Origin of the sequence: Micromonospora sp. NBRC 110009 (genome assembly GCF_030518795.1) — a bacterium.
GTDB lineage: Bacteria > Actinomycetota > Actinomycetes > Mycobacteriales > Micromonosporaceae > Micromonospora.
Genome location: NZ_CP130427.1, coordinates 3,716,001 through 3,741,434 on the forward strand (window position 1 = coordinate 3,716,001; position 25,434 = coordinate 3,741,434).

Annotated in this window: 27 protein-coding genes; 20 read left to right on the forward strand and 7 right to left on the reverse strand. The window is 73.5% G+C overall.

Going from position 1 to position 25,434, the window contains the following annotated elements; all coding sequences use genetic code 11:
* Positions 1-98: 98 nt before the first annotated feature.
* The 6 genes from Q2K19_RS17820 (at position 99) to Q2K19_RS17845 (ending at position 6,562) form a co-directional block, all read left to right on the forward strand.
* On the forward strand, positions 99-3,152 hold the full coding sequence (locus Q2K19_RS17820) for an Rne/Rng family ribonuclease (protein ID WP_302762423.1): 3,054 nt from the start codon (positions 99-101) through the stop codon (positions 3,150-3,152).
* A 313-nt stretch (positions 3,153-3,465) separates the two neighbouring features.
* Entirely contained in the window at positions 3,466-3,744 is a 279-nt protein-coding gene (locus tag Q2K19_RS17825) for a hypothetical protein (protein WP_302762424.1), read from the forward strand.
* A gap of 166 nt (positions 3,745-3,910) precedes the next feature.
* On the forward strand, positions 3,911-4,225 hold the full coding sequence (gene rplU / locus Q2K19_RS17830) for a 50S ribosomal protein L21 (RefSeq protein ID WP_088975625.1): 315 nt from the start codon (positions 3,911-3,913) through the stop codon (positions 4,223-4,225).
* Positions 4,226-4,236: 11 nt separating this feature from the next.
* The gene (gene rpmA / locus Q2K19_RS17835; protein WP_013288010.1) at positions 4,237-4,491 is read left to right on the forward strand and encodes a 50S ribosomal protein L27; all 255 of its coding nucleotides are present in this window, start codon (positions 4,237-4,239) and stop codon (positions 4,489-4,491) included.
* Between the two features lie 90 nt (positions 4,492-4,581).
* A complete protein-coding gene (gene obgE, locus Q2K19_RS17840; protein WP_302762425.1) occupies positions 4,582-6,042 on the forward strand; it encodes a GTPase ObgE in 1,461 nt (486 codons plus the stop codon).
* 70 nt (positions 6,043-6,112) lie between these two features.
* Positions 6,113-6,562, forward strand: coding sequence for a GNAT family N-acetyltransferase (locus Q2K19_RS17845; protein ID WP_302762426.1), 450 nt, complete (start codon positions 6,113-6,115; stop codon positions 6,560-6,562).
* 13 nt (positions 6,563-6,575) lie between these two features.
* Here Q2K19_RS17845 and Q2K19_RS17850 read toward each other — a convergent pair whose 3' ends face one another.
* Both Q2K19_RS17850 and Q2K19_RS17855 read right to left on the reverse strand, forming a co-directional pair.
* Complete coding sequence (locus tag Q2K19_RS17850) at positions 6,576-7,235, reverse strand: DUF6766 family protein (protein WP_302762427.1); 660 nt, start codon at positions 7,233-7,235, stop codon at positions 6,576-6,578.
* 120 nt (positions 7,236-7,355) lie between these two features.
* Positions 7,356-7,838: a DUF4383 domain-containing protein gene (locus tag Q2K19_RS17855; protein WP_302762428.1), complete on the reverse strand. Its 483-nt coding sequence runs from the start codon at positions 7,836-7,838 to the stop codon at positions 7,356-7,358.
* Between the two features lie 199 nt (positions 7,839-8,037).
* Between Q2K19_RS17855 and Q2K19_RS17860 the strand changes: the two genes are divergently transcribed.
* From Q2K19_RS17860 to Q2K19_RS17870, 3 genes are read left to right on the forward strand one after another with little or no spacing between them, the layout of a single operon-like run.
* Positions 8,038-8,832 carry a hypothetical protein gene (locus Q2K19_RS17860; RefSeq protein WP_302762429.1) on the forward strand — a complete coding sequence of 265 codons (795 nt, stop codon included), beginning with the start codon at positions 8,038-8,040 and terminating at the stop codon, positions 8,830-8,832.
* A 31-nt stretch (positions 8,833-8,863) separates the two neighbouring features.
* Positions 8,864-9,328 carry a phage holin family protein gene (locus Q2K19_RS17865; protein ID WP_302762430.1) on the forward strand — a complete coding sequence of 155 codons (465 nt, stop codon included), beginning with the start codon at positions 8,864-8,866 and terminating at the stop codon, positions 9,326-9,328.
* Positions 9,325-9,975, forward strand: a complete 651-nt coding sequence (locus tag Q2K19_RS17870) for a DUF3618 domain-containing protein (protein WP_302762431.1) — start codon at positions 9,325-9,327, stop codon at positions 9,973-9,975. Before Q2K19_RS17865 ends, Q2K19_RS17870 begins: the two co-directional genes overlap by 4 nt.
* A gap of 108 nt (positions 9,976-10,083) precedes the next feature.
* Here the strand turns inward: Q2K19_RS17870 and Q2K19_RS17875 are convergent, their stop codons facing one another.
* On the reverse strand, positions 10,084-10,383 hold the full coding sequence (locus Q2K19_RS17875; protein WP_302762432.1) for a hypothetical protein: 300 nt from the start codon (positions 10,381-10,383) through the stop codon (positions 10,084-10,086).
* Positions 10,384-10,535: 152 nt separating this feature from the next.
* On the opposite strand from Q2K19_RS17875, the gene Q2K19_RS17880 reads away from it, so the two are divergent.
* The 5 genes from Q2K19_RS17880 (at position 10,536) to Q2K19_RS17900 (ending at position 15,853) form a co-directional block, all read left to right on the forward strand.
* Positions 10,536-11,174, forward strand: coding sequence for an SRPBCC family protein (locus tag Q2K19_RS17880; RefSeq protein ID WP_302762433.1), 639 nt, complete (start codon positions 10,536-10,538; stop codon positions 11,172-11,174).
* Positions 11,171-12,349 carry a zinc-dependent alcohol dehydrogenase gene (locus tag Q2K19_RS17885; protein ID WP_302762434.1) on the forward strand — a complete coding sequence of 393 codons (1,179 nt, stop codon included), beginning with the start codon at positions 11,171-11,173 and terminating at the stop codon, positions 12,347-12,349. Before Q2K19_RS17880 ends, Q2K19_RS17885 begins: the two co-directional genes overlap by 4 nt.
* 61 nt (positions 12,350-12,410) lie before the next feature.
* Complete coding sequence (locus Q2K19_RS17890) at positions 12,411-12,941, forward strand: HPP family protein (protein WP_302762435.1); 531 nt, start codon at positions 12,411-12,413, stop codon at positions 12,939-12,941.
* Between the two features lie 4 nt (positions 12,942-12,945).
* Entirely contained in the window at positions 12,946-15,393 is a 2,448-nt protein-coding gene (locus Q2K19_RS17895) for a molybdopterin oxidoreductase family protein (protein WP_302762436.1), read from the forward strand.
* Position 15,394: 1 nt separating this feature from the next.
* A complete protein-coding gene (locus tag Q2K19_RS17900) occupies positions 15,395-15,853 on the forward strand; it encodes a hypothetical protein (RefSeq protein WP_302762437.1) in 459 nt (152 codons plus the stop codon).
* A gap of 29 nt (positions 15,854-15,882) precedes the next feature.
* Here Q2K19_RS17900 and Q2K19_RS17905 read toward each other — a convergent pair whose 3' ends face one another.
* Positions 15,883-17,130 carry a cytochrome P450 gene (locus Q2K19_RS17905; RefSeq protein WP_302762438.1) on the reverse strand — a complete coding sequence of 416 codons (1,248 nt, stop codon included), beginning with the start codon at positions 17,128-17,130 and terminating at the stop codon, positions 15,883-15,885.
* 261 nt (positions 17,131-17,391) lie between these two features.
* Between Q2K19_RS17905 and Q2K19_RS17910 the strand changes: the two genes are divergently transcribed.
* Positions 17,392-17,784, forward strand: a complete 393-nt coding sequence (locus tag Q2K19_RS17910; RefSeq protein WP_302762439.1) for a hypothetical protein — start codon at positions 17,392-17,394, stop codon at positions 17,782-17,784.
* Positions 17,785-17,791: 7 nt separating this feature from the next.
* On the opposite strand, the gene Q2K19_RS17915 is transcribed toward Q2K19_RS17910, so the two are convergent.
* Complete coding sequence (locus tag Q2K19_RS17915; RefSeq protein ID WP_302762440.1) at positions 17,792-18,010, reverse strand: DUF397 domain-containing protein; 219 nt, start codon at positions 18,008-18,010, stop codon at positions 17,792-17,794.
* Positions 18,011-18,076: 66 nt separating this feature from the next.
* Between Q2K19_RS17915 and pepN the strand changes: the two genes are divergently transcribed.
* The gene (gene pepN / locus Q2K19_RS17920) at positions 18,077-20,593 is read left to right on the forward strand and encodes an aminopeptidase N (RefSeq protein WP_302762441.1); all 2,517 of its coding nucleotides are present in this window, start codon (positions 18,077-18,079) and stop codon (positions 20,591-20,593) included.
* 51 nt (positions 20,594-20,644) lie between these two features.
* Here the strand turns inward: pepN and Q2K19_RS17925 are convergent, their stop codons facing one another.
* On the reverse strand, positions 20,645-21,850 hold the full coding sequence (locus Q2K19_RS17925) for an FAD-dependent oxidoreductase (RefSeq protein ID WP_302762442.1): 1,206 nt from the start codon (positions 21,848-21,850) through the stop codon (positions 20,645-20,647).
* A gap of 154 nt (positions 21,851-22,004) precedes the next feature.
* On the reverse strand, positions 22,005-22,646 hold the full coding sequence (locus tag Q2K19_RS17930) for a PadR family transcriptional regulator (RefSeq protein ID WP_302762443.1): 642 nt from the start codon (positions 22,644-22,646) through the stop codon (positions 22,005-22,007).
* 152 nt (positions 22,647-22,798) lie between these two features.
* Between Q2K19_RS17930 and nadD the strand changes: the two genes are divergently transcribed.
* From nadD to Q2K19_RS17950, 4 genes are all read left to right on the forward strand, one after another.
* On the forward strand, positions 22,799-23,395 hold the full coding sequence (nadD, locus tag Q2K19_RS17935; RefSeq protein ID WP_302762444.1) for a nicotinate-nucleotide adenylyltransferase: 597 nt from the start codon (positions 22,799-22,801) through the stop codon (positions 23,393-23,395).
* A gap of 110 nt (positions 23,396-23,505) precedes the next feature.
* Complete coding sequence (gene rsfS, locus Q2K19_RS17940) at positions 23,506-23,910, forward strand: ribosome silencing factor (protein ID WP_302762445.1); 405 nt, start codon at positions 23,506-23,508, stop codon at positions 23,908-23,910.
* The gene (locus Q2K19_RS17945; RefSeq protein ID WP_302762446.1) at positions 23,907-24,536 is read left to right on the forward strand and encodes a histidine phosphatase family protein; all 630 of its coding nucleotides are present in this window, start codon (positions 23,907-23,909) and stop codon (positions 24,534-24,536) included. Before rsfS ends, Q2K19_RS17945 begins: the two co-directional genes overlap by 4 nt.
* A 48-nt stretch (positions 24,537-24,584) precedes the next feature.
* Complete coding sequence (locus tag Q2K19_RS17950) at positions 24,585-25,430, forward strand: DegV family protein (RefSeq protein WP_302762447.1); 846 nt, start codon at positions 24,585-24,587, stop codon at positions 25,428-25,430.
* Positions 25,431-25,434 lie beyond the last annotated feature (4 nt).

A 25,434-nucleotide genomic window follows, 5' to 3' on the forward strand; every position in this document is an offset into this window, starting at 1 on the left:
CGGTCGCGCGCCTGCGCGCCCGGCGGAAACACCTTTTGCGGCGACCCTGCGTGGCAGCGCTCACCCGCGCCCGGGGCAGCCAGAACTGGAGAACGTCCATGCTCGAGAACGAGCCCGAGGGCGGCGAACGGACCGGCTCGGAGCCGGCCGAGGCAACCGCCAGCAGCACCGACAGCACTCCCGAGGCCAAGCCGGCCCGGAAGCGGACAAGCCGCCGCAAGGTCGCCCCGCTCAACCAGCCGGAGCAGACCGACGCGCCGGTCGAGGCGTCGGCCGGCGTCGGCAACGCCACCGGCGAGGCGCCGCAGGCCGAGGTGTTCGCCCCGGTCGCCGGGGAGCTGGAGGCCGCGCCGAAGACCACCCGACGGCGCCGCAAGGCGACCCCCGCGAAGGCGGCCGAGGAGCCGGTGGTCGCCGCCGGCGCGGAGGGCACCTCCGACGAGGTCGTCCCGCCGGTCAAGGTGACCCGTACCCGCCGCCGGAAGGCCACTCCGCCGCCCGCGGAGACCCCGGTGGAGGAGTCCGCGACGGAGGCGCCGGCCGAGGCCGCGGCGGTGCTGCCCGCCGGCGCGGAGCCGCAGCCGGCCGCCGAGCCGTCGGGCACCGCCGAGGAGGCGGCCGACGAGGAGGTCGAGGGCGCGGCGACCGAGGGCGCGCCGACGCCGGCCGCCGAGGGGGTGGCCGAGCTGCCGCCGGCCGCCGAGGCCACGCTGGCCCGCGCCGGGGGGCCGGAGGACCGGACCGGGGAGGTGTCCCCGGGTGCCGCCGTCCCCGGCGTGACCGAGCCGGCCGAGGAGCCGCAGCCGACCAGCCGCCGCCGACGGGCCGCGCTCTCCGCGCCGACCGTCCTGTTCATGGCGCCCCAGCCCGAGGAGATGCCGAGCGTCCGGGTCACCTACCCGACGCCTGCCGAGGAGCCGGCTGAGGAGCCGGCTGAGGAGCCGGTGGAGACCGGCCGGCGCCGCCGGCGGGCTCGCCGCGAGGCGGAGCCGGTGGACGTCGAGGTCGAGGTCGACGAGGAGCCGGCCGTCGAGGCGGAGGAGATCGCCGAGGCGGAGGAGGACGAGGACGAGGAGGCCGCCGGCCGCCGCCGTCGTCGTCGTGGCCGCCGGGGCCGGGGCCGCGGCAAGGGCGGTGTCGAGGAGATCGAGGACGAGGAGGCCGAGGAGGCCGTCCAGGCCGAGGCCGCCGACGCCGAGGCCGAGGAGGCCGCCGAGGAGGAGGAGTCCGAGGGCGACGGGATGACCCGCCGCCGGCGCCGCCGGCGCCGGCGGGGCGCCGGTGAGGTGGAGACCGCGGCCGAGGACGGGGTGCCCACGGTCGTCAAGATCCGGGAGCCGCGTCGGGCGGTCGACGAGGTGCAGGGCGTCTCCGGCTCGACCCGGCTGGAGGCCAAGCGGCAGCGCCGCCGGGACGGTCGCGAGCAGCGGCGTACCCGGCCGCCGATCCTGAGCGAGTCGGAGTTCCTGGCACGCCGCGAGGCGGTCGACCGGGTGATGGCCGTCCGCCAGCGCGGCGACCGGACGCAGATCGCGGTCCTCGAGGACGGCGTGCTGGTCGAGCACTACGTCACCCGCAACTCGTCCGGCACCATGGCCGGCAACGTCTACCTGGGCAAGGTGCAGAACGTCCTGCCCAGCATGGAGGCGGCCTTCGTCGACATCGGGCGCGGGCGCAACGCCGTGCTCTACGCCGGCGAGGTCAACTGGGACACCACCGGCCTGGAGGGCCGGGCCCGCTCGATCGAGCAGGCGCTCAAGTCCGGCGACTCGGTGCTGGTGCAGGTCACCAAGGACCCGATCGGGCACAAGGGCGCCCGACTGACCAGCCACATCGCGCTCTCCGGCCGGCACCTGGTCTACGTGCCGAACGGCAACGCCTCCGGGATCAGCCGCAAGCTGCCGGACACCGAGCGCAAGCGGCTGCGGGACATCCTCAAGAAGCTGGTGCCGGACGGCGCCGGGGTGATCGTGCGGACCGCCGCCGAGGGCGCCAGCGAGGACGAGCTGGCCCGGGACGTCAAGCGGCTGCAGGCGCAGTGGGAGGACATCCAGGCCAAGGCGGCCGAGGGCGGCGCCCCGGTGCTGCTCTACGAGGAGCCGGACCTGGTCATCCGGGTGGTCCGGGACCTGTTCAACGAGGACTTCCGCGAGCTGGTCATCGAGGGTGAGCAGGCGTACGACCTGGTCGAGTCGTACCTGTCGCACGTCTCGCCGGACCTGGTCGCCCGGCTGCGTCGGCACGTCGGCACGTCGGACGTCTTCGCCGAGTACCGGATCGACGAGCAGATCCTCAAGGGGCTGGACCGGAAGGTCTTCCTCCCCTCCGGCGGGTCGCTCGTGATCGACCGGACCGAGGCGATGACCGTCATCGACGTGAACACCGGCAAGTACACCGGCTCCGGCGGCAACCTGGAGGAGACGGTCACCCGGAACAACCTGGAGGCGGCCGAGGAGATCGTGCGCCAGCTCCGGCTGCGCGACCTCGGTGGCATCGTGGTGATCGACTTCATCGACATGGTGCTGGAGTCGAACCGGGAGCTGGTGCTGCGCCGGCTGACGGAGTGCCTCGGCCGGGACCGCACCAAGCACCAGGTCACCGAGATCACCTCGCTCGGCCTGGTCCAGATGACCCGCAAGCGGATCGGCGCGGGCCTGCTGGACGCGTTCAGCGAGACCTGCGAGTGCTGCAAGGGCCGCGGCGTGATCATCCACACCGAGCCGGTGCCGGAGAAGCCGCGGGCCGGCGGCGCGGGGGAGAAGGTCAAGGCGGTCGCCTCGGCCGTCACCACCCCGGCCACCGAGGAGAAGGGCCGGCGCCGGGGCCGCAAGGCCGCCCCGGAGAAGCCCGCCGCGGAGGCCGCGCCGGAGCAGCCGGCCGGCGGGACCACCCCGGAGAAGACCGTCGCCGAGGTCGTCGACACCGCGGACGACTACTACGACACCCAGGGCTACGACCTGTCCCGGTACGAGGCCGAGACGGCGGCCGCCGCGGCGGCCGCCGACAGCCAGGTGGGCGACTCGGCCCGGCTGGCGGCGCCGGACGACCCGGACGCGCTCGGCGACGGCGGGACCGAGGAGGAGGGGGCCGAGGCCGGTACCAGCCGGCGCCGCTCCCGGCGCGGCGGCGCGCGGCGGCGTACCCGGCCGTGAGCCGCTGACCAGCACGGCGTTTGACAGGGCCCCTTCCTCGGCAACAGAGTCCGGGAAAGGGGCCCTGCCGTCTCCGTCGACCCCCGGTCGGGGCGGCGCGCCCCGGAGGGAGGAGACATGCGTCGGGTGTTCGCGGTCACCGGGCTGACCGGCATCCTGCTGGCCGGCGCGGGCTGCGCCGACCGGGGCGAGGACCCCTTCGGGGTGGGCTTCGCCTCACCGGCCCCAGCGGCCACGGCGCCCACCCCCGCCCCGACCGCCCACCGGGGACGCGGGGGTCTGCGCCCGCGCCAAGCAGGCCGGCTCCGCCGCCGTGCAGACGTACGTGCAGAAGCTGGCCGAGTCGCTCCGGGCCGGCGGGCGCGGTGACCGGAAGACGGCGGACGCCGCCCGGCAGGACGCGGAGACGGCCCTCGCGGGCTGGCAGGACGCGCTGCGGGAGCAGTCCGTGGGGGCGACCGACCCGCGGCTGCGTACGCTGTTGACGGAGCTGGCCGCCGAGGTGGGTGGGCTCGGCACGGACGTGCGGTCGATCGACACCACGAGGTTCGACCGGCTCCAGGAGCGCCTCGACGAGGTCTGCCCGGCCTGACCAGGCGGCCCGGTTTGGGCGGCGGGCCTGGTATGGCGTACGCTAGCCTGCGGCAGCACTTTGGTGTGCCGAGTTCCCGCGTGCCCGCGCTGCCGGTGTCACGGCTCCCGGCAAGACGCCGTGGGAACGACCGTTAGCAGCCTCAACGACAGGGAGTCCGCCTCCGATGTACGCGATCGTCAAGACCGGCGGCAAGCAGTACAAGGTCGCCGAGGGCGACGTGATCGAGGTCGAGAAGCTCGTCGGTGCCCCCGGCGACGCGGTGAAGCTCACCGCGGTGCTCCTCGTCGACGGTGACGACCTGGTGACCGACGCGGCGAAGCTTGCCAAGGTCGCGGTGTCCGGCGAGATCGCCGCGCACACCAAGGGCCCGAAGATCCGGATCCACAAGTTCAAGAACAAGACCGGCTACCACAAGCGCCAGGGTCACCGCCAGCCGCTGACCCAGGTCAAGGTGACCGGCATCTCCAGCGGGAAGTAGGTCGTCCTCCAATGGCTCACAAAAAGGGTGCGTCCAGCTCGCGTAACGGTCGCGATTCCGCGGCCCAGCGGCTCGGCGTGAAGCGCTTCGGTGGTCAGGTGGTCAGCGCGGGTGAGATTCTCATCCGTCAGCGGGGCACCAAGTTCCACCCCGGTGACCTGGTCGGCCGTGGCGGCGACGACACGCTGTTCGCGCTGGCCGCCGGCTCGGTCCAGTTCGGCACCAAGCGCGGTCGCAAGACCGTCAGCATCGTGCCGCAGCAGTAATTTTCCGGCGAAGCGGGCCGCGGACCTCGTGTCCCGGCCCGCTTCGTCTTTTCTCGCGCGGGGGCGTGCCCCGCTGGAAGGATTGGCGTCGTGACGACGTTCGTTGACCGGGTCGTCCTGCACATGCAGGCCGGCGACGGCGGGCACGGCTGTGTCTCCATCCACCGGGAGAAGTTCAAGCCGTTCGGCGGCCCCGACGGCGGCAACGGCGGGCACGGCGGCAGCGTCTCGCTGGTCGTCGACCCGCAGGTGACCACGCTGCTCGACTTCCACTTCCGCCCGCACATGAAGGCCGAGAACGGCAAGGGCGGCGCCGGGTCGAACCGGGACGGCGCCAACGGCCACGACCTGGTCATCAAGGTGCCCAACGGCACCGTGGTGCAGACCCTCGACGGCGAGGTGCTGGCCGACCTGGTCGGCGTGGGCACCACCTTCGAGGCGGCGCGGGGCGGACGCGGCGGCCGGGGCAACGCCTCGCTCGCGAACGCCCGGCGCAAGGCCCCCGGCTTCGCCGAGCTGGGCGAGCCCGGCGACCGGCTCGACGTGGTGCTGGAGCTGAAGAGCGTCGCCGACGTCGGCCTGGTGGGTTTCCCCTCCGCCGGAAAGTCGTCGCTGATCTCGGTGATCTCCGCCGCCAAGCCGAAGATCGCCGACTACCCGTTCACCACGTTGGTGCCCAACCTGGGTGTCGTCCGGGTGGACAACCACACCTTCACGGTCGCCGACGTGCCGGGGCTGATCCCGGGCGCGGCCACCGGCAAGGGGCTGGGCCTCGAGTTCCTCCGCCACGTCGAGCGTTGCGCCGTGCTGGTGCATGTGGTCGACACGGCGACGCTGGAGCCGGGCCGAGACCCGCTCGCCGACATCGACGCCATCGAGTCGGAGCTGACCCAGTACGGCGGCCTGACCGACCGCCCCCGCCTGGTCGCGCTCAACAAGATCGACGTGCCGGACGGGCGGGACCTCGCCGACATCGTCCGGGCCGACCTGGAGGCCCGTGGCTTCCGGGTGTTCGACATCTCCACCGCCACCCGCGAGGGGCTGCGGGAGCTGACGTACGCGATGGCCGAGCTGGTCGACCAGGGCCGCCGGGCCGCGCCGCCGGCCGAGCCGACCCGGATCGTGATCCGCCCGAAGGCGGTCGACGACACCGGCTTCACCATCGAGGCGGAGGAGGACGGCTCGTTCACCGTCCGCGGCAACCGGCCGGAGCGCTGGGTCAAGCAGACCAACTTCGACAACGACGAGGCCGTGGGCTACCTGGCCGACCGGCTGGCCCGCCTCGGCGTCGAGGAGAAGCTGGCCAAGGCCGGCGCGGAGGCGGGCGACCTGGTCCGGATCGGTGACCGGGAGTTCGACTGGCAGCCCACCCTCTACGCCGGGGTCGACTTCGTCCCGGGCAACCGGGGCACCGACGTCCGGCTGGAGGACAAGTCGACCCGCGTCTCCGCCGCCGAGCGGCTGGCCGCCCGCAAGGCGCGCCGGGTGCGTCCGGCCGACGAGGTGGTGGCGGCCCCGCAGGACGACGTCGACGACGAGGACTGGGAGTAGTCCCGCTCCGTCCGTGTTCGGGTCGTTGGCCGGAAACCTCCGCGAAATCCGGCCGATCTACGGTGACGGCATGCTGATCGAATCCCGGCCGGCCACCGACCCGGAGATCGCCGCCCTGGTCACCGCCCAACAGCGGGAGCTGCGCGAGGCCGACGGGGGCCTGGACGGACAGGCGACGGTCACCCACGACGACATCCACTACCTGGTCGTGGTCGACGGCGGGCGGGCGATCGCCTGCGGCGGGATCCAGGCCCTCGACGCCGACACCGGGGAGCTCAAGCGGATGTACGTCCGGCCGGCGTACCGGGGGCGGGGCGTGGCCCGGCAGCTGCTGGCCGCGCTGGAGGAGCTCGCCTTCCGGCAGGGGCACACCACGGTGTGCCTGGAGACCGGTAGCTACCTGCCGGCCGCGATCGGCCTCTACCGGTCCTGCGGCTACCGCCCGATCCCGGTGTACGGCGAGTACGTCGACAACCCGTACAGCGTCTGCTTCGCCAAGCGCCTGCCGGTCGCCGCCTGACGGCGGCGGGCGCTCAGGCGCCCGTCTCGGCGTGTGCGGCGGTGACCGGCTTCGACTCGGGGCTGGCGTGCTGCCGCAGCACGATGCTCAGCAGGATCAGCACGCCCACGGCCAGGAACTCGCTCTGCCAGTTCTGCATCGACTGGAACCAGAAGTCGCTGGTGCCGAGGAACTGCCAGGCGCTGATCGGGGCGGCCCCGCTCTCCAGCGCCTGCTCCTGGTTGTACTCGGCCACGCCGCCGAGCAGGTGGCCGAGGAACGAGCCGGCGAAGATCATGAGCAGCGCGATCGACAGGCTGTTGCGGTAGACCACCAGCGGGAGGCCGCCGACCCGGGCCGGCCAGGGGGAGTCCGGGGTGGCGCGGCGCGCGTCGTCGTCGGGCCGGTCCGTCTGGCCCTCCGGCTTCGACTCGGCCGAGCCCTTCTGCACCAGGTACGCGGTGAGCAGCACGTAGCCGCCCATCTGGAGGAACTCCGACTCCCAGTTCTCGAAGACCGCCTCGGCGAAGTGCCCGGTGCCCAGGTACGCCCACCAGCTCAGCGGGGCCGCGCCGTACTGGCTCAGCTCCTCGTTGTGGACCTGCCAGCCGAACACGCTCTGCAACGTCAGGAAGACCACGAACGCGCCGAGCATGGCGACCGTGAGCGCGTTCTCCCGCAACCACCGTGGCATCGCGGACCTCCTCCTCCACCGGGTCACTCCCGGTAGTGGTCCTCCGTTGCCCTGAGCAATGTTCGCGCAAACGCGCGGCCGGTGTGTCGGACCGCAGCCCCCGAGCGGGTGACGGGCCGGTCAGGGCCGGTCGATCGCGCTGTCCGGCCGGCCGCCGGTGCCCACGTCGTTGGAGAGCAGCAGACCCAGGACGAGCATGCCGAAACCGAGGAAGAGGTGCAGCCAGTTGTCGGCGTCGTTGAACGGCACGAAGTTCCCCGCGCTCTCCGGGTACACGGCGAAGCCGTACAGCCAGATGCCCAGGTAGACCGCGCCGCCCCCGGCCAGGAAGAGCCGGGCCCCGGCGACCCGGCGGGCCAGCACCAGCCCGACCAGCCCGAAGACCAGGTGCAGCAGGTTGTGCAGGACGGACACCTGGAACAGGCCGATCAGCTTCGCCTTCGAGTGGTGTCCGGCGAACGCCAGGTCACCGTAGTGCGTGGTGAAGCCGGGGACGAACCCGAGCATACCGATCAGCACGAAGACGACGGCCACCGCGAGGGCGACCTTCTGGATCGCCGGACGGGACCGGGCCGGAGCGCGTCCCCGCACGTCACGTGCCATCGCTGTCACCTCCGTGGATCAGCCGCCACCCGGACCGGGCAGACCCTCCATTCTGTGATCGGGACGGGGCGCCTCCGCAGAGAAATGCCGAATCAGGCATGGACCCGACGACGGGGGGTAGTCAGTTGTCACGCTGAAAGCAATTCGGCGTGATCCCCCCGAGCACAACCGCTACGACCATCCGAGCGGAAGGGACACCATGACTTACGATCACTCACCCACGTCTGCCACGTACGAGTCGAGCAACGGCGGCGGCGTTCGCGATCAGGCCCGTCAGGTCGGCTCGGAGGCCGCCAACGCGGGCGGCGCGGTCGCCCAGACCGCCAAGGAGCAGGGTCAGGAGGTCGTCGGCGAGGCGAAGCGCCAGGCCCGCAACCTCTACGGCGAGGCCCGCGACCAGCTCACCACGCAGACCAGCCAGCAGCAGCAGCGCGCGGCGAGCGGGCTCCGGTCGCTGGCCGACGAGGTGCGCGCGATGGCGCAGCAGGGCGGCGGCGCCGGACCGGTCACCGAACTGGCCCACCAGGCCGCCGACCGCGTGCACGGCGTGGCCGGCTGGCTGGAGCAGCGCGAGCCGGGCGACATCCTCAACGAGGTGAAGAACTACGCCCGCCGCAACCCGGGGACCTTCCTGGTCGGCGCCGCGCTGCTCGGCGTGGTGGCCGGACGGCTGACGAAGAACATCGCGGCGGCCGGTGACGGCCTGACCGGCACCCAGCGGGCGTACGGCGGCTACGACCCGGACCGCACCGCGGTCATCCCGACCTCCCGTGGCGTGTCGGACCAGATCCCGCCGGGCGGCTACCTCGACCCGACCCCCGGCACGTACGCCGAGCCGGACCCGGGCTACTCGGCCCCGGGCGCGGAATACCCGGCCGGCGGCGCGCCGAGCACCTGGGCCGACCCGGAGGGCGGCACCGGCCAGCCGCTGCCCCCGCCGAGCCAGACCGACCCGCTGCCGGGCGTCCCGTCCAGCGGCGTGAACCGTCCGTGAGCGGCCGAACCGGCAGAAGGGAGGCGACGGCATGACCGCGCCGACGCAGGGGCCCGGCCTGGACTCCGGCTACCAGCCGGCGGGCGCCCCGCACACCGCGGACGAGGTTCGCGGCAGCTCCATCGGTGAGCTGATGCGCCAGGTCACCACCGACCTCTCCACCCTGTTGCGGCAGGAGGTCGAGCTGGCCAAGGCGGAGGTCCGCGCGGAGGGGAAGAAGGCCGGCAAGGCCGCCGGCCTCTTCGGCGGCGCCGGCTTCGGCGGCTACATGGTGGCCCTCTTCCTCTCCATCGCGCTGTGGCAGGCCCTGGACAACGTGATGGATTCGGGGCTGGCCGCGCTGATCGTGGCCGTCATCTGGGCCGTGATCGCCGGCGTCCTCTACTCGATGGCGAAGAAGAACGCCGAGCGGATCCGCGGTCTCAAGCGGACCAACGACACCGTCCAGCGCATCCCCGACGCGCTCAAGCCGCACCCGGAGGGAGTCACCCGATGAGCACCGATCCCGACCAGATCCGCCGGGAGATCGAAGCCACCCGCAACAACCTGAGCTCGGACGTGGACGCCCTGGCGTACAAGGTCAGCCCGAGCCGCATCGTCGACGACCGCAAACAGCGCGTTCGTAGCGCGCTGACGAACGTGAAGGACAAGGTGATGGGAACCGCATCGGACCTCGGCCACAGCACCGGCCAGCACGCCCACTCGGTGGGCGACCACGCCTCCTCGGCCGCCGCCACGGTCAGCGACCGGGCGCACGCGGCCGCGTCGACCGTCGGTGACGCCGCCCAGCGGGCGCCGCAGGTGCTGCGGGAGAAGTCCGAGGGCAACCCGATCGCGGCCGGTGTGATCGCCTTCGGCGTCGGCATGCTGGTCTCCTCGCTGATCCCGGCCACCCGCCGCGAGCAGCAGGTCGCGACGCAGGTCAAGGAGAAGGCCAGCGAGCACTCCGGCGTGGTGAAGGAGAAGCTCGGCGAGGTCGCCGGCGAGATCAAGGAGGAGCTGCGCGGGCCGGCCCAGCACGCCGCCGAGTCGGTGAAGGCGACCGCCCAGGACGCCGCGCAGACGGTCAAGGAGGACACCCGCTCCGCCGCGTACGACGTCAAGGACACCGCGCAGCAGTCGCGCGAACAGGCGCGGTACTGACGCGTCCCCGTACGCCGCAGCTCGCGGCCACTCCCCGGGTCCGTCCGGAGTGGCCGCGAGCTGTCTCGTGTGCGGGCCGGGCCGGGCGCCGCTGTCGGCGGGGACGACTCAGCTCGACAGCGGGCGCGCGGCCGGGACCGGCAGGTCGCCGGCCGCCACCCAGAGCCGCAGCTCGTCCGGCCCGTCCTGGGCCGCGCGGCCCGGCCCGACCCCGTCGCCGCTCCGCCCGGTCGGCGGGGCGAGCGCGCCGGCCAACCGCCGGCCCACCAGGGCCCCGGCCGCCGTCGCGGCGGCGGCCCGCGACAGCCGTCCCCGCCGGCCGGTGGTGAGCGCGCCGGCCACCGCCGCACCGACCGCCAACGCGGCCAGCAGCCGCGCCGGTCGAGCCGCCTGGTGGTACGCGTCCATCGGGTCCTCGCCTCCTCCGGGCCGGGATCGGTGGCCCTGGCTGCCCGAAATCTCAGCGATCAAACCTTTTTCCCGTTTCACTGAACCAGCGGCGGGTAGCGCACCGGGGATGCGGGCGGTCCAACCTCGGACGCCCGGGCGGAGGAGACGTGATGACCAGCAACGGAGCGAGATGGACCCTGGCCTGCGCCGCCACGGTGACCGCCGTCGGGCTCGCCCGGGCGGTGGCCCGCCGGCGGCGTCGGCACCAACCCGACCGGGAGGACGGGTGGTACGTCGTCCACCGGGGGATCACCGTGGACCGGCCGATGGACGCGGTGATCGGCTTCTGGGCCGACCGGGAACGGTTGGACCGTGGGCTGGCCGAGTGGGCGACCCTGGAGCGGCTCGCCGACAACCGGTGGCGCTGCGTGGCGAGCGACCCGGGCGGCGCCGGCACCGAGTGGCGCGCCGAGATCACCGTCGACGGGCCGGGCCGGCTGAGCTGGCGGGTGACCGAGGGGCCGGTGGCCCAGCGGGGCCGGGTCGAGCTGGTGCCGGCGCCGCAGGACCGGGGCACCGAGATCCGCACCGAGCTGCGCTGGCGGTCCGGCCCGGTGCGCCGGCTGCTCGGCCTGGCCGGCGGGCACGACCCGGACCTGGCGCTGCGCGGCGCGCTGCGCCGGATCAAGTCGCTGATCGAGACGGGCCAGGTGCTCGACACCCGCCACGACCCGTCCGGGCGTAGCCCCAAGCAGGAGCAGGCCACCGACAAGATCCGGGAGAAGCTGATGGTGGGAGGCCGGCCGTGAGGGCACTCTGCTGGGAGGGCGTCGGCAAGGTGGCCGTACGCGACGTGCCGGAGCCGACCATCCGCGCCGCGGGCGACATCATCGTGAAGGTCCGGTCCAGCAGCGTCTGCGGCTCCGACCTGCATCTGATCAACGGATACCTGCCGGCCATGCGGGAGGGGGACATCCTCGGCCACGAGTTCATGGGCGAGGTGGTGGAGACCGGCCGGGACGTCCAGCGGATCAAGGTCGGCGACCGGGTGGTGGTCGGCTCCGTGGTGGCCTGCGGGGGCTGCTGGTACTGCCGCACCGAGCAGTACTCGCTCTGCGACAACTCCAATCCGCAGCCGGTCTACAGCGAGAAGCTGTGGGGCCACTCGCCGGCCGGCATCCTCGGCTACTCGCACGCGGCCGGCGGCTACTCGGGCAGCCACGCAGAGTACATCCGGGTGCCGTTCGGCGACGTCGGCGCGTTCACCGTCCCCTCGGGAGTGCCGGACGACTCGGTGGTGTTCGCCGCCGACGCCATGCCGACCGGCTGGATGGCTGCCGACTTCTGCGGGCTCAAGGGCGGCGAGGTGGTCGCGGTCTGGGGCGCCGGCGGGGTGGGCCAGATGGCCGCCCGCTCGGCGCAGATCTTCGGCGCCGAGCGGGTGATCGTGATCGACCGGCTGCCGGAGCGGCTCGCCACCGCCGCCGACCGGCTCGGCGTCGAGACGGTCAACTACGCGGAGACCGACGTGCTGGAGGCGCTGCGCGAGCTGACCGCCGGACGCGGGCCGGACGCCTGCATCGAGGCCGTCGGCATGGAGTCGCACGACGTCGGCCCGGTCTACGCGTACGACAAGGCGAAGCAGACGGCCCGGCTGCAGAGCGACCGGCCGACCTCGATCCGGCAGGCGATCATGGCCTGCCGCAAGGGCGGCACGGTGAGCATCGTCGGCGTCTACGGCGGTCTGGTGGACAAGTTCCCGCTCGGTGCGGCCATGAACAAGGCGCTGGTGCTGCGGATGGGACAGATGCACGCCCAGCGTTACATCCCGATGCTGCTGGACCGGATCGCGGTCGGCGAGATCGACCCCGGCTACCTGGCCACCCACCCGATGTCGCTGGAGGACGGGGCCCGGGGCTACGAGATCTTCCAGAAGAAGGAGGACGGCTGCCTGCGTACCGTGCTGCACCCGCAGGCGGCTTGAAACAGGTTCCGGGACGCGTGCGTTCGATTCGGAGTCGCGCGGCGGGGGTAGGACTCCGGTCATGCCAGCCGAGATCGATGAGACCCCGTCCCGGCCCGCGGTGCGGGCCTTCGCTGGCAGCGCGATCGCCGTGGTGGTGGCCGGTACGGTCGCTATGCTGACCCGGCAGCCGTGGCTCTTCCCGAGCCTCGGGCCGGCGATCATGCTGCACGTCGAGCAGCCTCGCAAGCCGGAGTCCTCGCCCCGCAACACCCTCATCGGGCACCTGGTGGCGCTGCTCGCCGGGTACGCGCTGCTGCTGCTCACCGGGCTCGCCGACCACCCGTCCGCGCTGCAGGAGGGGGTGTCGGTGCCGCGGATCGTGGCCGCCGCCGGTTCGCTCGCGGTGACCGCGTTGGTGCTGGTGCTGCTGAGGGCAGCGCACCCGCCGGCCGGAGCGACCACACTGATCGTGAGTCTCGGCCTGCTGCACACCCCCACCCAGCTGGTGATCGCGCTCGCCGCCGTGCTGCTGGTGACGGTGGTCGACCTGCTCTTCAACCGGGCCGCCGGCCGGCAGATGCCGCTCTGGTCCGTGCCGAAGGAGGGATGAGGAGATGGTGGACCGGATCGCCGACCCGTGGGGGCCGCGCACGCCGTACGGGCCGGAGGAGCGCTGGCCGGTGCGGGTGGACACCTTCCTCGCCGACGGGCACTCCGAGGCCGACGTGCAGCGCTGGGTGCCCAGCGCCTCCATCCTGCACTCCAACGGCGACGCCATGGACATCGCCGTGATCGACGACCGGATCGTCGGCGTACGCGGGCGGTCCGGGGACCGGATCAACCACGGCCGGGTCGACCCGAAGGACCTGTACGGCTGGCAGGCCAACCACAGCCCGGACCGGCTGCGCCGGCCGCTGGTTCGGGAGGGAGACCGGCTGGTCGAGACCGACTGGGACACCGCGATGGGGCGGATCGTGGCCCGCTCGAAGGATCTGCTGGAGGGCCCCGGCGGCTGGGGACACTTCGGCTTCTACACCACCGGGCAACTCTTCCTCGAGGAGTACTACACGCTCGGCGTGATCGGGAAGGCCGGAATCGGCACCCCACACATGGACGGCAACACCCGGCTCTGCACCGCCACCGCCGCGTCGGCCCTGAAGGCGTCCTTCGGCACCGACGGCCAGCCCGGGTCGTACACCGACGTGGACCACTGCGACGCGATCGCGCTCTGGGGGCACAACGTCGCGGAGACCCAGACCGTGCTCTGGATGCGGATGCTGGACCGGCGGCGCGGGCCGAACCCGCCGGCGATGCTCGCGGTGGACCCGCGGGCGACGCCCGTGGCGCGGGAGGCCGACGTGCACCTGGCGCTGCGCAACGGCACCAACATGGCGCTGCTCAACGGCCTGCTCCGCGAGCTGATCCACCGCGGCTGGTACGACGAGGAGTACGTGCGAGCGCACACCCTCGGCTTCGAGGAGCTGTGCCAGGTGGTGGCGGACTACCCGGTGGCGAAGGTCGCCGAGATCTGCGACCTGCCGGCCCGGGACATCGAGCGGGCGGCGGAGCTGCTCGGCCACTCGGAGCGGCTGCTCTCCACCGTGCTCCAGGGTTTCTACCAGTCCAACCAGGCCACCGCCGCGGCCTGCCAGGTGAACAACCTGCACCTGATCCGCGGCATGATCGGCCGGCCGGGCGCCGGGCTCTACCAGATGAACGGCCAGCCGACCGCGCAGAACAACCGGGAGTGCGGCGCCGACGGTGACCTGCCGGGCCTGCGCAACTGGGAGAACGTGGAGCACGTCGCCGAGCTGGCCCGGCTCTGGAACGTCGAGGTGGACACCATCCCGCACTGGTCGCCGCCGACGCACGCCATGCAGATCTTCCGGTACGCCGAGCAGGGCTCGATCAAGCTGCTCTGGATCTCGGCGACCAACCCGGCCGTCTCCCTGCCCGACCTGGCCCGGATCCGCCGGATCCTGGCGAAGCCGGAGCTGTTCGTCGTGGTGCAGGACCTCTTCCTCACCGAGACCGCCGAGCTGGCCGACGTGGTGCTGCCCGCCGCCACCTGGGGCGAGAAGACCGGCACCTTCACCAGCGTGGACCGGACCGTGCACATCTCGGAGAAGGCGGTCGAGCCACCCGCCGAGGCCCGCCCCGACCTCGACATCTTCCTCGACTACGCGCGCCGGATGGACTTCCGGAACAAGGACGGCAACCCGCTGATCACCTGGACCGGGCCGGAGGAGGCGTTCGAGGCGTGGCAGGAGTGCTCCCGCGGGCGGCCCTGCGACTACACCGGCATCAGCTACGCGAAGCTGCGCACCGGCGGCATCCAGTGGCCGTGCAACGAGGAGCATCCGGACGGCACCGAGCGGCTCTACACCGACGGGGTGTTCAACACCGACCCGGACTACTGCGAGACGTACGGGCAGGACCTGACCACCGGCGCGGAGCTGCTGCCCGACGAGTACCGGGCGAAGCAGCCCGGCGGGCGGGCGTTCCTGCACGGGGCGCCGTACCAGCCGTCGCCGGAGGTGCCCAGCGCGGACTATCCGCTGCTGCTCACCACCGGCCGGACGGTCTACCAGTTCCACACCCGGACCAAGACCGGGCGGGCCGCCCAGCTGGTGCACGCCGCCCCCGAGTCGTGGGTGGAACTCAGCCCGGCCGACGCGGACCGGCTCGGCGTCGGCGAGGGGGACCTGGTCCGGGTCGAGTCGCCGCGCGGCGCCGTCCGCGGCCGGGCCCGGATCTGCGGGGTACGGCCCGGGGTGGTCTTCGTGCCCTTCCACTACGGCTACTGGGACGCCGCCGACGGTGCCGCGCCCGGGGAGGGGCGGCACGACCGGGCGGCGAACGAGCTGACCATCACCGCCTGGGATCCGGTCTCCAAGCAGCCGATCTTCAAGGTGGCCGCGGTGCGGGTGGTGAAGGAGGCCGACTCGGGCGGCCGGCCCTCGCCCGCGCCGACGGTGGGCGGCTGCGCCCCGCCGGAAGGCTCCGGCATCCCGGCCACGGTCGGCGGGCCGGCCGCCGAAGCGCCGTCGAGGGAGGAGTGACATGCATCTGGCGCACTATCTCGGGCTGCTGCACCGGGCCCAGGACCGCCTTGGCGACGCGTTCGCCGAGGTCGGCGAGGCGCACCGGGACGAGCCGGACGTCTTCCACACCTGCGAGAAGCTGGCCGCCCAGTGCCGCCGCCACGCGAAGCAGCTGGCCCCGTTCGCCCGCCGGTACGCCGAGGAGGCCCCGAAGGAACCCGACCGGCTGCACTCGCAGCTCTTCTCCGGCACGCGTACCGGGCCGATCGGGCTGCTCCGCGACCTCCAGGACCTCTACCTGATGGCCGCCGAGTGCGACATCTGCTGGACGGTGGTCGGGCAGGCCGCGTACGGGGCCCGGGACGAGGAGCTGCTGGGGGTGGTGAAGTCCTGCGAGCAGGAGACCGCGATCCAGCTCAAGTGGCTGCGCACCCGGATGAAGCAGGCCGCCCCGCAGGCCCTGGTGGCGGCGGAGTGACGCCGGTCCTGTCCGGGGCGGCCAGGTGATCACCCCGCCCGGCGTACCCCGTCGATCAGGAGGCCGCCGGGCGGCAGGGTGGGCAGGCGGGTGAGGTCGAGCGCCAGGTCCTGGGGCGGGACGCGGTAGCTCATCGCGGTGGTCAGGTTGGTGACCGCCCGCTTCATCAGCTCGATGGTGATCCACTCGCCGGCGCAGCGGTGGCCGGTGTAGTGGTCGCCGCCGCCCTGCGGGACGAGGCTGAGCGGATCCCCCGACCAGCCGGCGAAGCGTTCCGGCCGGAACCGTTCCGGTTCGGGCCACAGCTCCGGGTGGTGGTTGGTGGCGTACAGGTCGAGCAGCACCCGCCGGCCCTGCGGGAACGGGTACCCCCGCCACTCGAAGGAGCGCCGGACCCGGGCCGCCGCCACCGGGAAGAAGGGGTAGTAGCGGCGCACCTCCTGCACGAAGTGCTCGGTCGCGGTGTCGTCACCGCGGACCCGCTCCCGCCATGCCGGGTGGTCGTGCAGGGCCAGCGCGGCGAACACCACGAAGCGGTCGACCGCGACCGTCGGCCGGAGCATGTTGAGCAGTTCCACCGCCGCGATCCGGCGGGGCAGCAGCTGCCCCCGCTCGTCGCGATGCTCGGCGATCACCCGCAGCGCGCTGCCCTCCGGTGCCGGCAGGGCGCCCGCCCGGGCCCGTCCGATCAGGTCCCCGGCCCAGTGTTCGGCGTGCCGACGGGCGAGCCGGCCGCGCCAGTGCCGGGGGCCGACCGCGGCCGGGGCCTCGATCATGGCGTGCAGCTCCGCCGTGCGCCGCGCCACGTCCTCGGCGGCCAGCGGCACCCCCGCCCAGGCGTGGACCGCCCGGGTCAGGATCCGGGCGATCTCGTCGTAGAGCGCGACCGGACCGGACTCCGCCCAGACGGCGATCCGGGCCCGCCACTCGTCGTCGAAGAGCTGCCCGAGCTGGCGGATCCCGGCCGGCGTCATGATCGACATCAGCATCGCCTTGCGGGTCCGGTGGGCCGCGTCGTCGAGCCCCTGCACCCCGCCGACCCCGGTGAGGGTGCGCTGGCCCCGCATTGGCATGGCGCCCCGCCGGACGAACCGGTCGTCGTCGTAGAAGAGTTCGGCGGCCGGGCGGCCGCGCAGGCAGATGGTCGGCTCCAGCAGCAGCCGGGTCTGGAAGATGTCGCTGCCGTGGCGGTCGCAGCGGTCGGCGATGAACCGGTACCCCGCCCGGAGGAACGCCAGTGTGCTCTCCGGGCTGCGGTCGGTGGGGATGGCGCTCATCGGTTGCTCCTGACGGCGACGCGGCACGGTCGCTGCGCTTCTACCCGGGTCCGGGCGGGTGAATCCCGCCCCTGCCTGTCGTAGCACGTCCGGGCACCCCGGGGGAGGGGCCAGCCGAGGCACCGGAGCTGGCCCCTCCCAGGGCGGCGAAAACCTGGTTCGCTCAGCTTCGCAGCCGGCGGCGGGCCCGTCCCCGGTCACCACCGGACGGCTGCTGGTGGGCCGGCCGGCGGGGCGGGCAGCGGAGACGGGGAGGACGGAATGCGGGACAACAGGGCGGCGCAGCGCCGGCAGCGGTGGGTGTCGACCGGGCTCGGCGCAGGCCGCGACCGGGCGGAGAGCCTGGTCGCGCCGCCCCGCCGGGCGGTCGCCCGACCGCCCCGGTTCTTCACCGTGCACCTCGGCTTCGAGGCGGCCGACCAGGCCGCCGCGCGCGAGCTGGCCGTCGCGTACGCCGAGGCGCTGGGCCTGCTCCGCCCGGAGCTGGCGCTCGGCGCCGCGGCGCTCTCCGCGGCGGACGCCTGGCACCGCGCGGAGCGGCTGTTCTGCGGCGCGCTCGGGCCCGACGGCGAGCGCTGCGCCGACGTGGCCGGCCATCCCGGCTTCCACCACGCGCCCGGCCCGGGCGGCCTCGGCTGGGGCGACGGTGACTGACCGCCGCTCAGTCCAGGTCGAACTCGCCGTCCTGGGCACCCGCGACGAAGGCGTCCCACTCGTCCTGGGTGAAGACCAGCACCGGCCCGTCCGGCGCGGCCGAGTTGCGCATTCCGATCAGATCGTCGACGAAGGCCACCTCGACCGCGCTCACCGAGGTGTCTCCCTCGGCCCGCTGCCAGACCGCGCGGGAGAGGTCGAAGTCGCCCTTGGGGTGCTGACCCATCGCTGTTCCTCCTTCGCCAGGTGCCACGGGGAGGTCCGTCCGGACCCTATCGGGCAGGATAAGCGGATGCCGAGCCTGAGCCGTGTAGAGGCGACCGCGCGTGGCGCGTTGATTACCGTCGAGTCCTACCAGGTGGACCTCGACCTGACCGATGCCGGTGAGCGGTTCCGCTCCACCGTCACCATCCGGTTCCGGGCGACCCCCGGCACCGAGACCTTCGCCGAGGTCAAACCCGCGAAACTCGTCGCGGTACGCCTCAACGACCGGGATGTCGACCCGGCTCTGCTCGACGACAACCGGCTGCCGCTGGCCGGGCTGGCCGCGACGAACACGCTGACCGTCAGCGCCGAGATGGCCTACTCCAACACCGGCGAGGGCGTGCACCGGTTCGTCGACCCGGCCGACGGCGAGACCTACCTGTACGCGATGTCCTTTCTCGACGACGTGCAGCGGATCTTCGCCGCGTTCGACCAGCCCGACCTGAAGGCCCCGGTGACCCTCTCGGTCACCGCCCCGCCGGAGTGGACCGTGGCGGCCAACGGCCAGGTCGCCGACCGGCCGGCCCCGGGGCGCTGGGAGTTCGCCCCGACCGCGCCCCTGGCCACGTACTTCTTCACGCTGATCGCCGGCCCGTGGCACGTCCGGCACGACGAGCACGACGGGATCCCGCTCGGCCTCTACTGCCGGCGCTCGCTCGCCGCGCACCTGGACGCCGACGCCGACGAGATCTTCACCGTCACCAAGGAGTGCTTCGACCGGTTCCACCAGCTCTTCGCCGAGCGCTACCCGTTCGGCAAGTACGACCAGGCGTTCGTGCCCGAGTTCAACGCCGGCGCCATGGAGAACCCGGGCCTGGTCACCCTCCGGGACGACTACGTGTTCCGCTCCGCCGTCACCGACACCCAGCGGGAGCTGCGGGCCACCACCATCGCCCACGAGATGGCGCACATGTGGTTCGGCGACCTGGTGACCATGCGCTGGTGGGACGACCTGTGGCTGAACGAGTCCTTCGCCGAGTACCTCGGCACCCGGGTCACCGCCGAGGCGACCCGCTTCGACCAGGCGTGGACCACCTTCGCCATGCGGCGCAAGGCCTGGGGATACGCGGCCGACCAGCGGCCGTCCACCCACCCGGTGGCTCCCGAGGAGGTGGCCGACGCCGCCCAGGGCCTGCTCAACTTCGACGGCATCTCCTACGCCAAGGGGGCCAGCGTGCTGCGCCAGCTCGTCGCCTGGCTGGGCGACGACGCCTTCCTCGCCGGCCTGAACGCGCACTTCGCCAAGCACCGGTTCGGCAACGCCACGCTCGCCGACCTCCTGGAGAGCCTCGGCGCCGCGAGCGGGCGGGACCTCACCGACTGGGCGGAGCGCTGGCTGCGCCGGCCCCAGGTCAACACGCTGCGCATGGTGACCGCGGTGGACGTCGACGGCCGGTGGACCGAGGCGGCCGTGGTGCAGACCGCGCCGGAGGCGTACCCGGTGCTGCGCCCGCACCGCGTCGGCGTCGCCCGGTACGCCCCGGACGCCCCGGTGCGCCGCTTCGAGGTGGACCTCGACCCGGACACCGACCACGGCCGCACCGAGCTCACCGAGCTGGTCGGGCAGCCGGCCACCGGCCTGCTGCTGCCCAACGCCGGGGACCTCACCTTCGCCAAGATCCGGCTCGACCCCGCCTCCGCGGACGCGGTGCCGATGGTGCTGCCCGCGCTGGACGACCCGCTGGCCCGGGCGCTGCTCTGGGGCGAGACCCTGGATGCCGCCACCGACGGCGAGCGGCCGGTGGCCTCGGTGGTGGCGCTCATCGCGGCGGCGCTGCCCGCCGAGACCGAGGTGATCATCGCGGAGGACGTGCTCACCCTCAGCCGGAGCCTGGTCGACCGTTACCTGGAGCCGTCGGCCCGGGAGGCGGCCCTGCACCGGATCGCCGGGGCCTGCGCCACGCTGCTGGCCGGCGCCCCGGCCGGCGGTTCGCTGCAGCTCGCCGCGGCCCGCGGCCTGATCGGCGCCACCACCGACACCGGGCTGCTCGCCGGTTGGCTGGCCGGCAAGGGCGTGCCGGACGGCCTGGCCGTGGACGCCGACCTGCGCTGGGCGCTGCTGCACCGGCTGGTGGTGCTCGGCGGGGCCGGCGAGCCGGAGATCGCCGCCGAAGCGGCCGCCGACCGCAGCGCCACCGGCGCCGAGCGGGCCGCGAGCTGCCGGGCCGCCCGGCCCGACGCCGACGCCAAGCGCGTCGCCTGGGAGATCGTCACCAGCAACACCGAGCTGTCCAACCGGCTCGTGGAGGCCACCGCGGAGGGTTTCTGGCACCCGGAGCAGGTTGAGCTGACCGCCAGGTACGTCGAGCGGTACTTCACCGACATGCCGGCGGCGGCGCGGCTGCGTACCCCCTGGACCGCCGACCGGGTCGCCACCCTGGCGTTTCCCCGCTACGCGGTGGCGCAGCCCACCCGGGAGCTGGCCGCGGCGCTGCTGGCCCGCGACGACCTCACGCCGGGCCTGCGCCGGCGGGTGGTCGACCTCGACGACGACCTGCGCCGCGCCCTGGTGGCCCGGACGGCGGTGGCCGCCGCCAGCGCCTGACCAGGGGTCGGGGTGGCGCACCCCATCGGGTACGCCACCCCGGCGCACGGCTCAGCCCACCGCCGCGCCCGCGGTCACCGGAGCTGCCCAGTCGATGACGTACCGCTGCTCGTGCCCGATCATCTTCTCCGGGTTCATGGCCGCCTTGATGAACAGCGGCATGAGCACCGGCATGATCGCCCGGGCCACCGGTCCCGGCGCCTTCGCGTGGTTGATCCGGGCCGCCCGCGCGGCCACCTTCTCCACCCGGTCCCGTCGCAGCCGCTCGTACGCGGCGAACGCGGAGGGGACGTCGGGCAGGTCCCGCAGGCACCGGGCCAGCTGCACCCCGCTCTCGATGGAGAGCGAGGCGCCCTGCCCGGAGCTGTTGGAGGGGGCGTGGGCCGCATCGCCGACCAGCACCATCCGCCCGCGGTGCCAGTGCGGGACCGGCGGCATGATGTGCATCGAGCCCACCACCTGCAACTCCGCCGCGTTGCTGGTCCGCATCAGATCCCGCCCCGGGTCGTCGTCGCGGTACGCGTCCCGCAGGACCCGCAGCCACTCGGCGGCCGGTACGGCGCGGGCCTCGGCGAGGCTCATCGGCCGCTCCCGGGGCAGGTTGACGCCCCACCGGGTGCCGCCGCCCGGCTCCGGCCAGTAGAGGTAGTAGCCGCCCCGGCCAAAGGCGAAGTTCATCGTGCCGGGCGCCGAGTCCGCCTCGTGCCGGGCCACCGCCTCGAAACCCAGCACTCCGGTGAACCGGGGGCCGGGGGCGTGCGGGTCGATCAGCGTACGCACGGTCGAGTGGACGCCGTCCGCGCCGATCAGCACGTCCGCGGTGGCCGTGTCGCCGTCGGCGAAGGTGGCGGTCACCCCGTCGGCCGTCTCCCGTACGCCGACCAGGCGCTTCCCGTGTGCGATGGTCACGCCCTCGGCGATCGCCCGGTCGTGCAGCACCCGGTGCAGCTCGTTGCGGTGCACCACGCGCAGCGGGGGCATGCCGGCCAGGCCGGGCAGGGGGACGCGCTTGCGGCCCACCGCCAGCGCCTGCGTGTGGATCGGGGTGGCGATCGCGGTGACCGCCTCGGCCGCACCGACCAGGCGCAGCGCCGCGACGCCGTTCGGGGCGAGGGCGAGCGTGCCGCCCCTGCCATCGGTGGTGCTCGGATACGCCTCGTAAACGGTGGCGGTGATGCCCGCCCGGTGCAGGGCCAGCGCGGTCACCGGGCCGGCGATGCCGCCGCCGATCACGATGGCTGTCCGTACTCTGCTCACGGTTCCCTCCCAGGGATCGTCGGTCGTCGTGGAGAACCGACCGGGAAGGAGCCCAGCTATCCTCATGGTTGCCGCTTCGGGCCGGGCGCCTTCGGGTGTCGGTTCGGGGTAAGGGCCCCGGCCTGGTGTTGGCGCACCGTGCCGGGGCCGTCCATCACTGTGCGGGGTCGCTCCCTTCCGCCGGGCCGGTCGGCTCGGGGCCGCCGGCCTCGTGGTAGGCCCGCCACTCGTCGAGCCCGGGATAGCTGCCCGAGGTGAGCTCGGCCAGCAGGGAGCGGAGCCAGGTCGCCTCCGCCTCGCGGACGGCCAGGCCGTATTCGGACTCGACCAGGAACAGGCGGGGGACCGTGCGCAGGTGCTCGGTGAGCGCGTCCCGTTCGGCCGCGATCCCGGTCTCCACCTGCTCCAGCCGCTGGCGCAGTAGCGCCACGGCCTCGTCGGGGTGCAGCGCGGCGAGCACCGACAGGCCGGCGCGGAACCGGGACTGTTCCGAGACCGGGGTCGAGACCAGCTCCCGCGCCCAGTCGACCAGCTCCGCCCGGCCGGCGTCGGTGATGCGGTAGACGGTGCGCTCGGGGCGTCGGCCCTCCCGCACGCTCTCCACCGCCGCGATCAGGTCGTGCCGTTCCATGTTCCGGACGACCGTGTAGAAGGACCCCCACTTGATCTCCATGTCCTGGTCCTTGCCCCAGGCGCGAAGGGTGGTGGCGATCTCGTACGGGTGCATCGGCTGCTGGACCAGGGCGGACAGCACGGCCAGCGCCAGCAGGTTGCCGACCTTCCGCCGCCTCGGCATCTCGCCTCCTCGTAGTGCTCGTTCCCGATTACTCGTAAGCGAGTATAGGGCTTCGGGCGGCTCCCAGGAAGCCCGTACCGCGAACCGCCCCGGGACGCGGTCGCCGAAGGGCCGCACCGGGCCGCCGCGCGGGGCGGGCCTACGATCGCGGGGTGGAGGAAGACATCCGGCGGATCGGGATCATGGGTGGCACCTTCGACCCGATCCACCACGGGCACCTGGTGGCGGCCAGCGAGGTGGCGGACCGGTTCGGCCTGGACGAGGTGGTCTTCGTCCCCACCGGGCAGCCCTGGCAGAAGGCGGACTACCCGGTCACGCCGGCCGAGGACCGCTACCTGATGACGGTGATCGCCACCGCCTCCAACCCCCGCTTCCAGGTGAGCCGGGTCGACATCGACCGCGGCGGCCCGACCTACACCGTCGACACCCTGCAGGACCTGCACGACGAGTACGGCCCGAAGGTCCAGCTCTTCTTCATCACCGGGGCGGACGCGCTGGATCGCATCCTGTCCTGGAAGGAGGTGGACCGGATGTTCGAGCTGGCCCACTTCATCGGGGTGACCCGCCCCGGCTTCGAACTCTCCGACAAGCACCTGCCGGCCGACACGGTCAGCCTGGTGCAGGTGCCGGCGATGGCGATCTCCTCGACCGACTGCCGGGCGCGGGTGGCCCGGGGCGAGCCGGTCTGGTACCTGGTGCCGGACGGTGTGGTGCAGTACATCGCCAAGCGGCGCCTCTACCAGCGGTGACTTCGTCGCAAATGTGAGCGTTTGTCCGCGTAATCGACCAGAACTCACAAGTCGCCGCCCCGCCGGGTGTGAGAGGCTTGGAGGGTCGCACGGTTGATCGAAGGAGAACGGTGACAGTTTCCGAACGCGCTCACGAGCTGGCCATGGCCGCGGCCCAGGCGGCGGCCGACAAGAAGGCGCAGGACATCGTCATCATCGACGTGGGCGACCAGCTGGCCATCACCGACGCGTTCCTGCTGGCCGCCGCGCCGAACGAGCGGCAGGTGCTCGCCATCGTCGACGCCATCGAGGAGCGTCTGCTGGAGCTGCCGGAGAAGGCCAAGCCGGTCCGGCGCGAGGGCGAGCGGGGCGGTCGCTGGGTGCTGCTCGACTACGTCGACATCGTGGTGCACGTGCAGCACACCGAGGAGCGCGAGTTCTACGCCCTCGACCGGCTCTGGAAGGACTGCCCGCAGATCCCGTTCGTGGACCGCGACCTGGCCGACTCGGCCGCGGGCACCGCCAGCGGCGAATGACCCGCCTGATCATCTGGCGGCACGGCAACACCGACTGGAACGCCGCCAGCCGGGTCCAGGGGCAGACCGACGTACCCCTCAACGACCTCGGTCGGGAGCAGGCCCGCGCGGCCGCGCCGGTGCTGGCCGCGCTGCACCCCGACGCGATCGTGGCCAGCGACCTGCGTCGCGCCGCCGACACCGCCGCGGCGCTCGCCGCGCTCACCGGGCTGCCGGTACGCCCCGACGCCCGGCTGCGCGAGCGGCACTTCGGCGAGTGGCAGGGGCTCACCCTCACCGAGGTCGCCGAGCGCTTCCCCGAGGAGTACGCCCGCTGGCGCGCCGGCGACCCCGACCCGGGCGCCGGCATCGAGCCCCTCGACGACCTGGGCAAGCGGCTCGGCGCCGCCTTCCAGGACGCGGCCGACCTGGCCGCCGGCGGCACCGTCGTGGTGACCACCCACGGCGGCGGCGCCCGGCAGGGCGTCGGCCACCTGCTCGGTTGGGACCACACCGTACTGCGGACCATCGGCTCGCTGGCCAACTGCCACTGGACCGAGCTGCGCCACGACGACGTGCGGGGCTGGCACCTGCGCGCGCACAATGTCGGGCTCATCACCCAGCCAGCGCTGACCGACGCGGTCTGAGCCGTCCGGCCCAGGCGTGTCGGCCCGGCATCGGCTAGCGTGCCGGGCATGCCCGTCGCGGTCGTCACCGACTCCACCGCCTACCTCCCGCCCGAACTGGTGCGCGCGCACCGGCTCACCGTCGTCCCGTTGACCGTCGTGCTCAACGGCGCGGAGGGGCTGGAAGGGGTCGAGACGTTCCCGGACGACGCCACCCGGGTGCTCAGCGCCCGGCGCGTCTCGGTGAGCACCTCCCGGCCGGCCCCGGAACAGTTCGCGGAGGTCTACCGCACGCTGCTCGCCGGCGGCGCCGACGGCGTCGTCTCGGTGCACCTGTCGGCGGAGCTCTCCGGCACCGTCGAAGCGGCCCGGCTCGCCGCCGCCGAGATCGGCGACCGGATCGCCGTGGTCGACAGCCGCTCCACCGGCATGGGCCTCGGCTTCCCGGTGCTCGCCGCCGCGTCCGCCGCCGACCGGGGCGCGGACCTCGACGGGGTACGCGGCGCCGCGGTCGACGCGATCGACCGGACCACCATCTTCTTCTACGTCGACACCCTGGAATTCCTGCGCCGGGGCGGCCGGATCAACGCGGCCGAGGCGCTGCTCGGCACCGCCCTCTCGGTGAAGCCGATCATGCACATGCCGGACGGCGCGATCGTGGTCCGGGACAAGGTCCGCACCGCCGGCCGGGGCGTGGCGCGCCTGGTCGACCTGGCGGTCGAGGCGGCCGGTGACGCCGAGGTGGACCTCGCCGTGCACCACCTCGCCGCGCCGCAGCGCGCCGAACAACTGGTGGCGGCGCTGACCGAGCGGCTCGGCGACCGGCTGCACGACACCTACCTCACCGAGGCCGGGGCGGTGGTCGCCGCGCACGCCGGACCGGGCCTGGCCTGCGTGGTCGTCCACCGCAGGTGAGCCG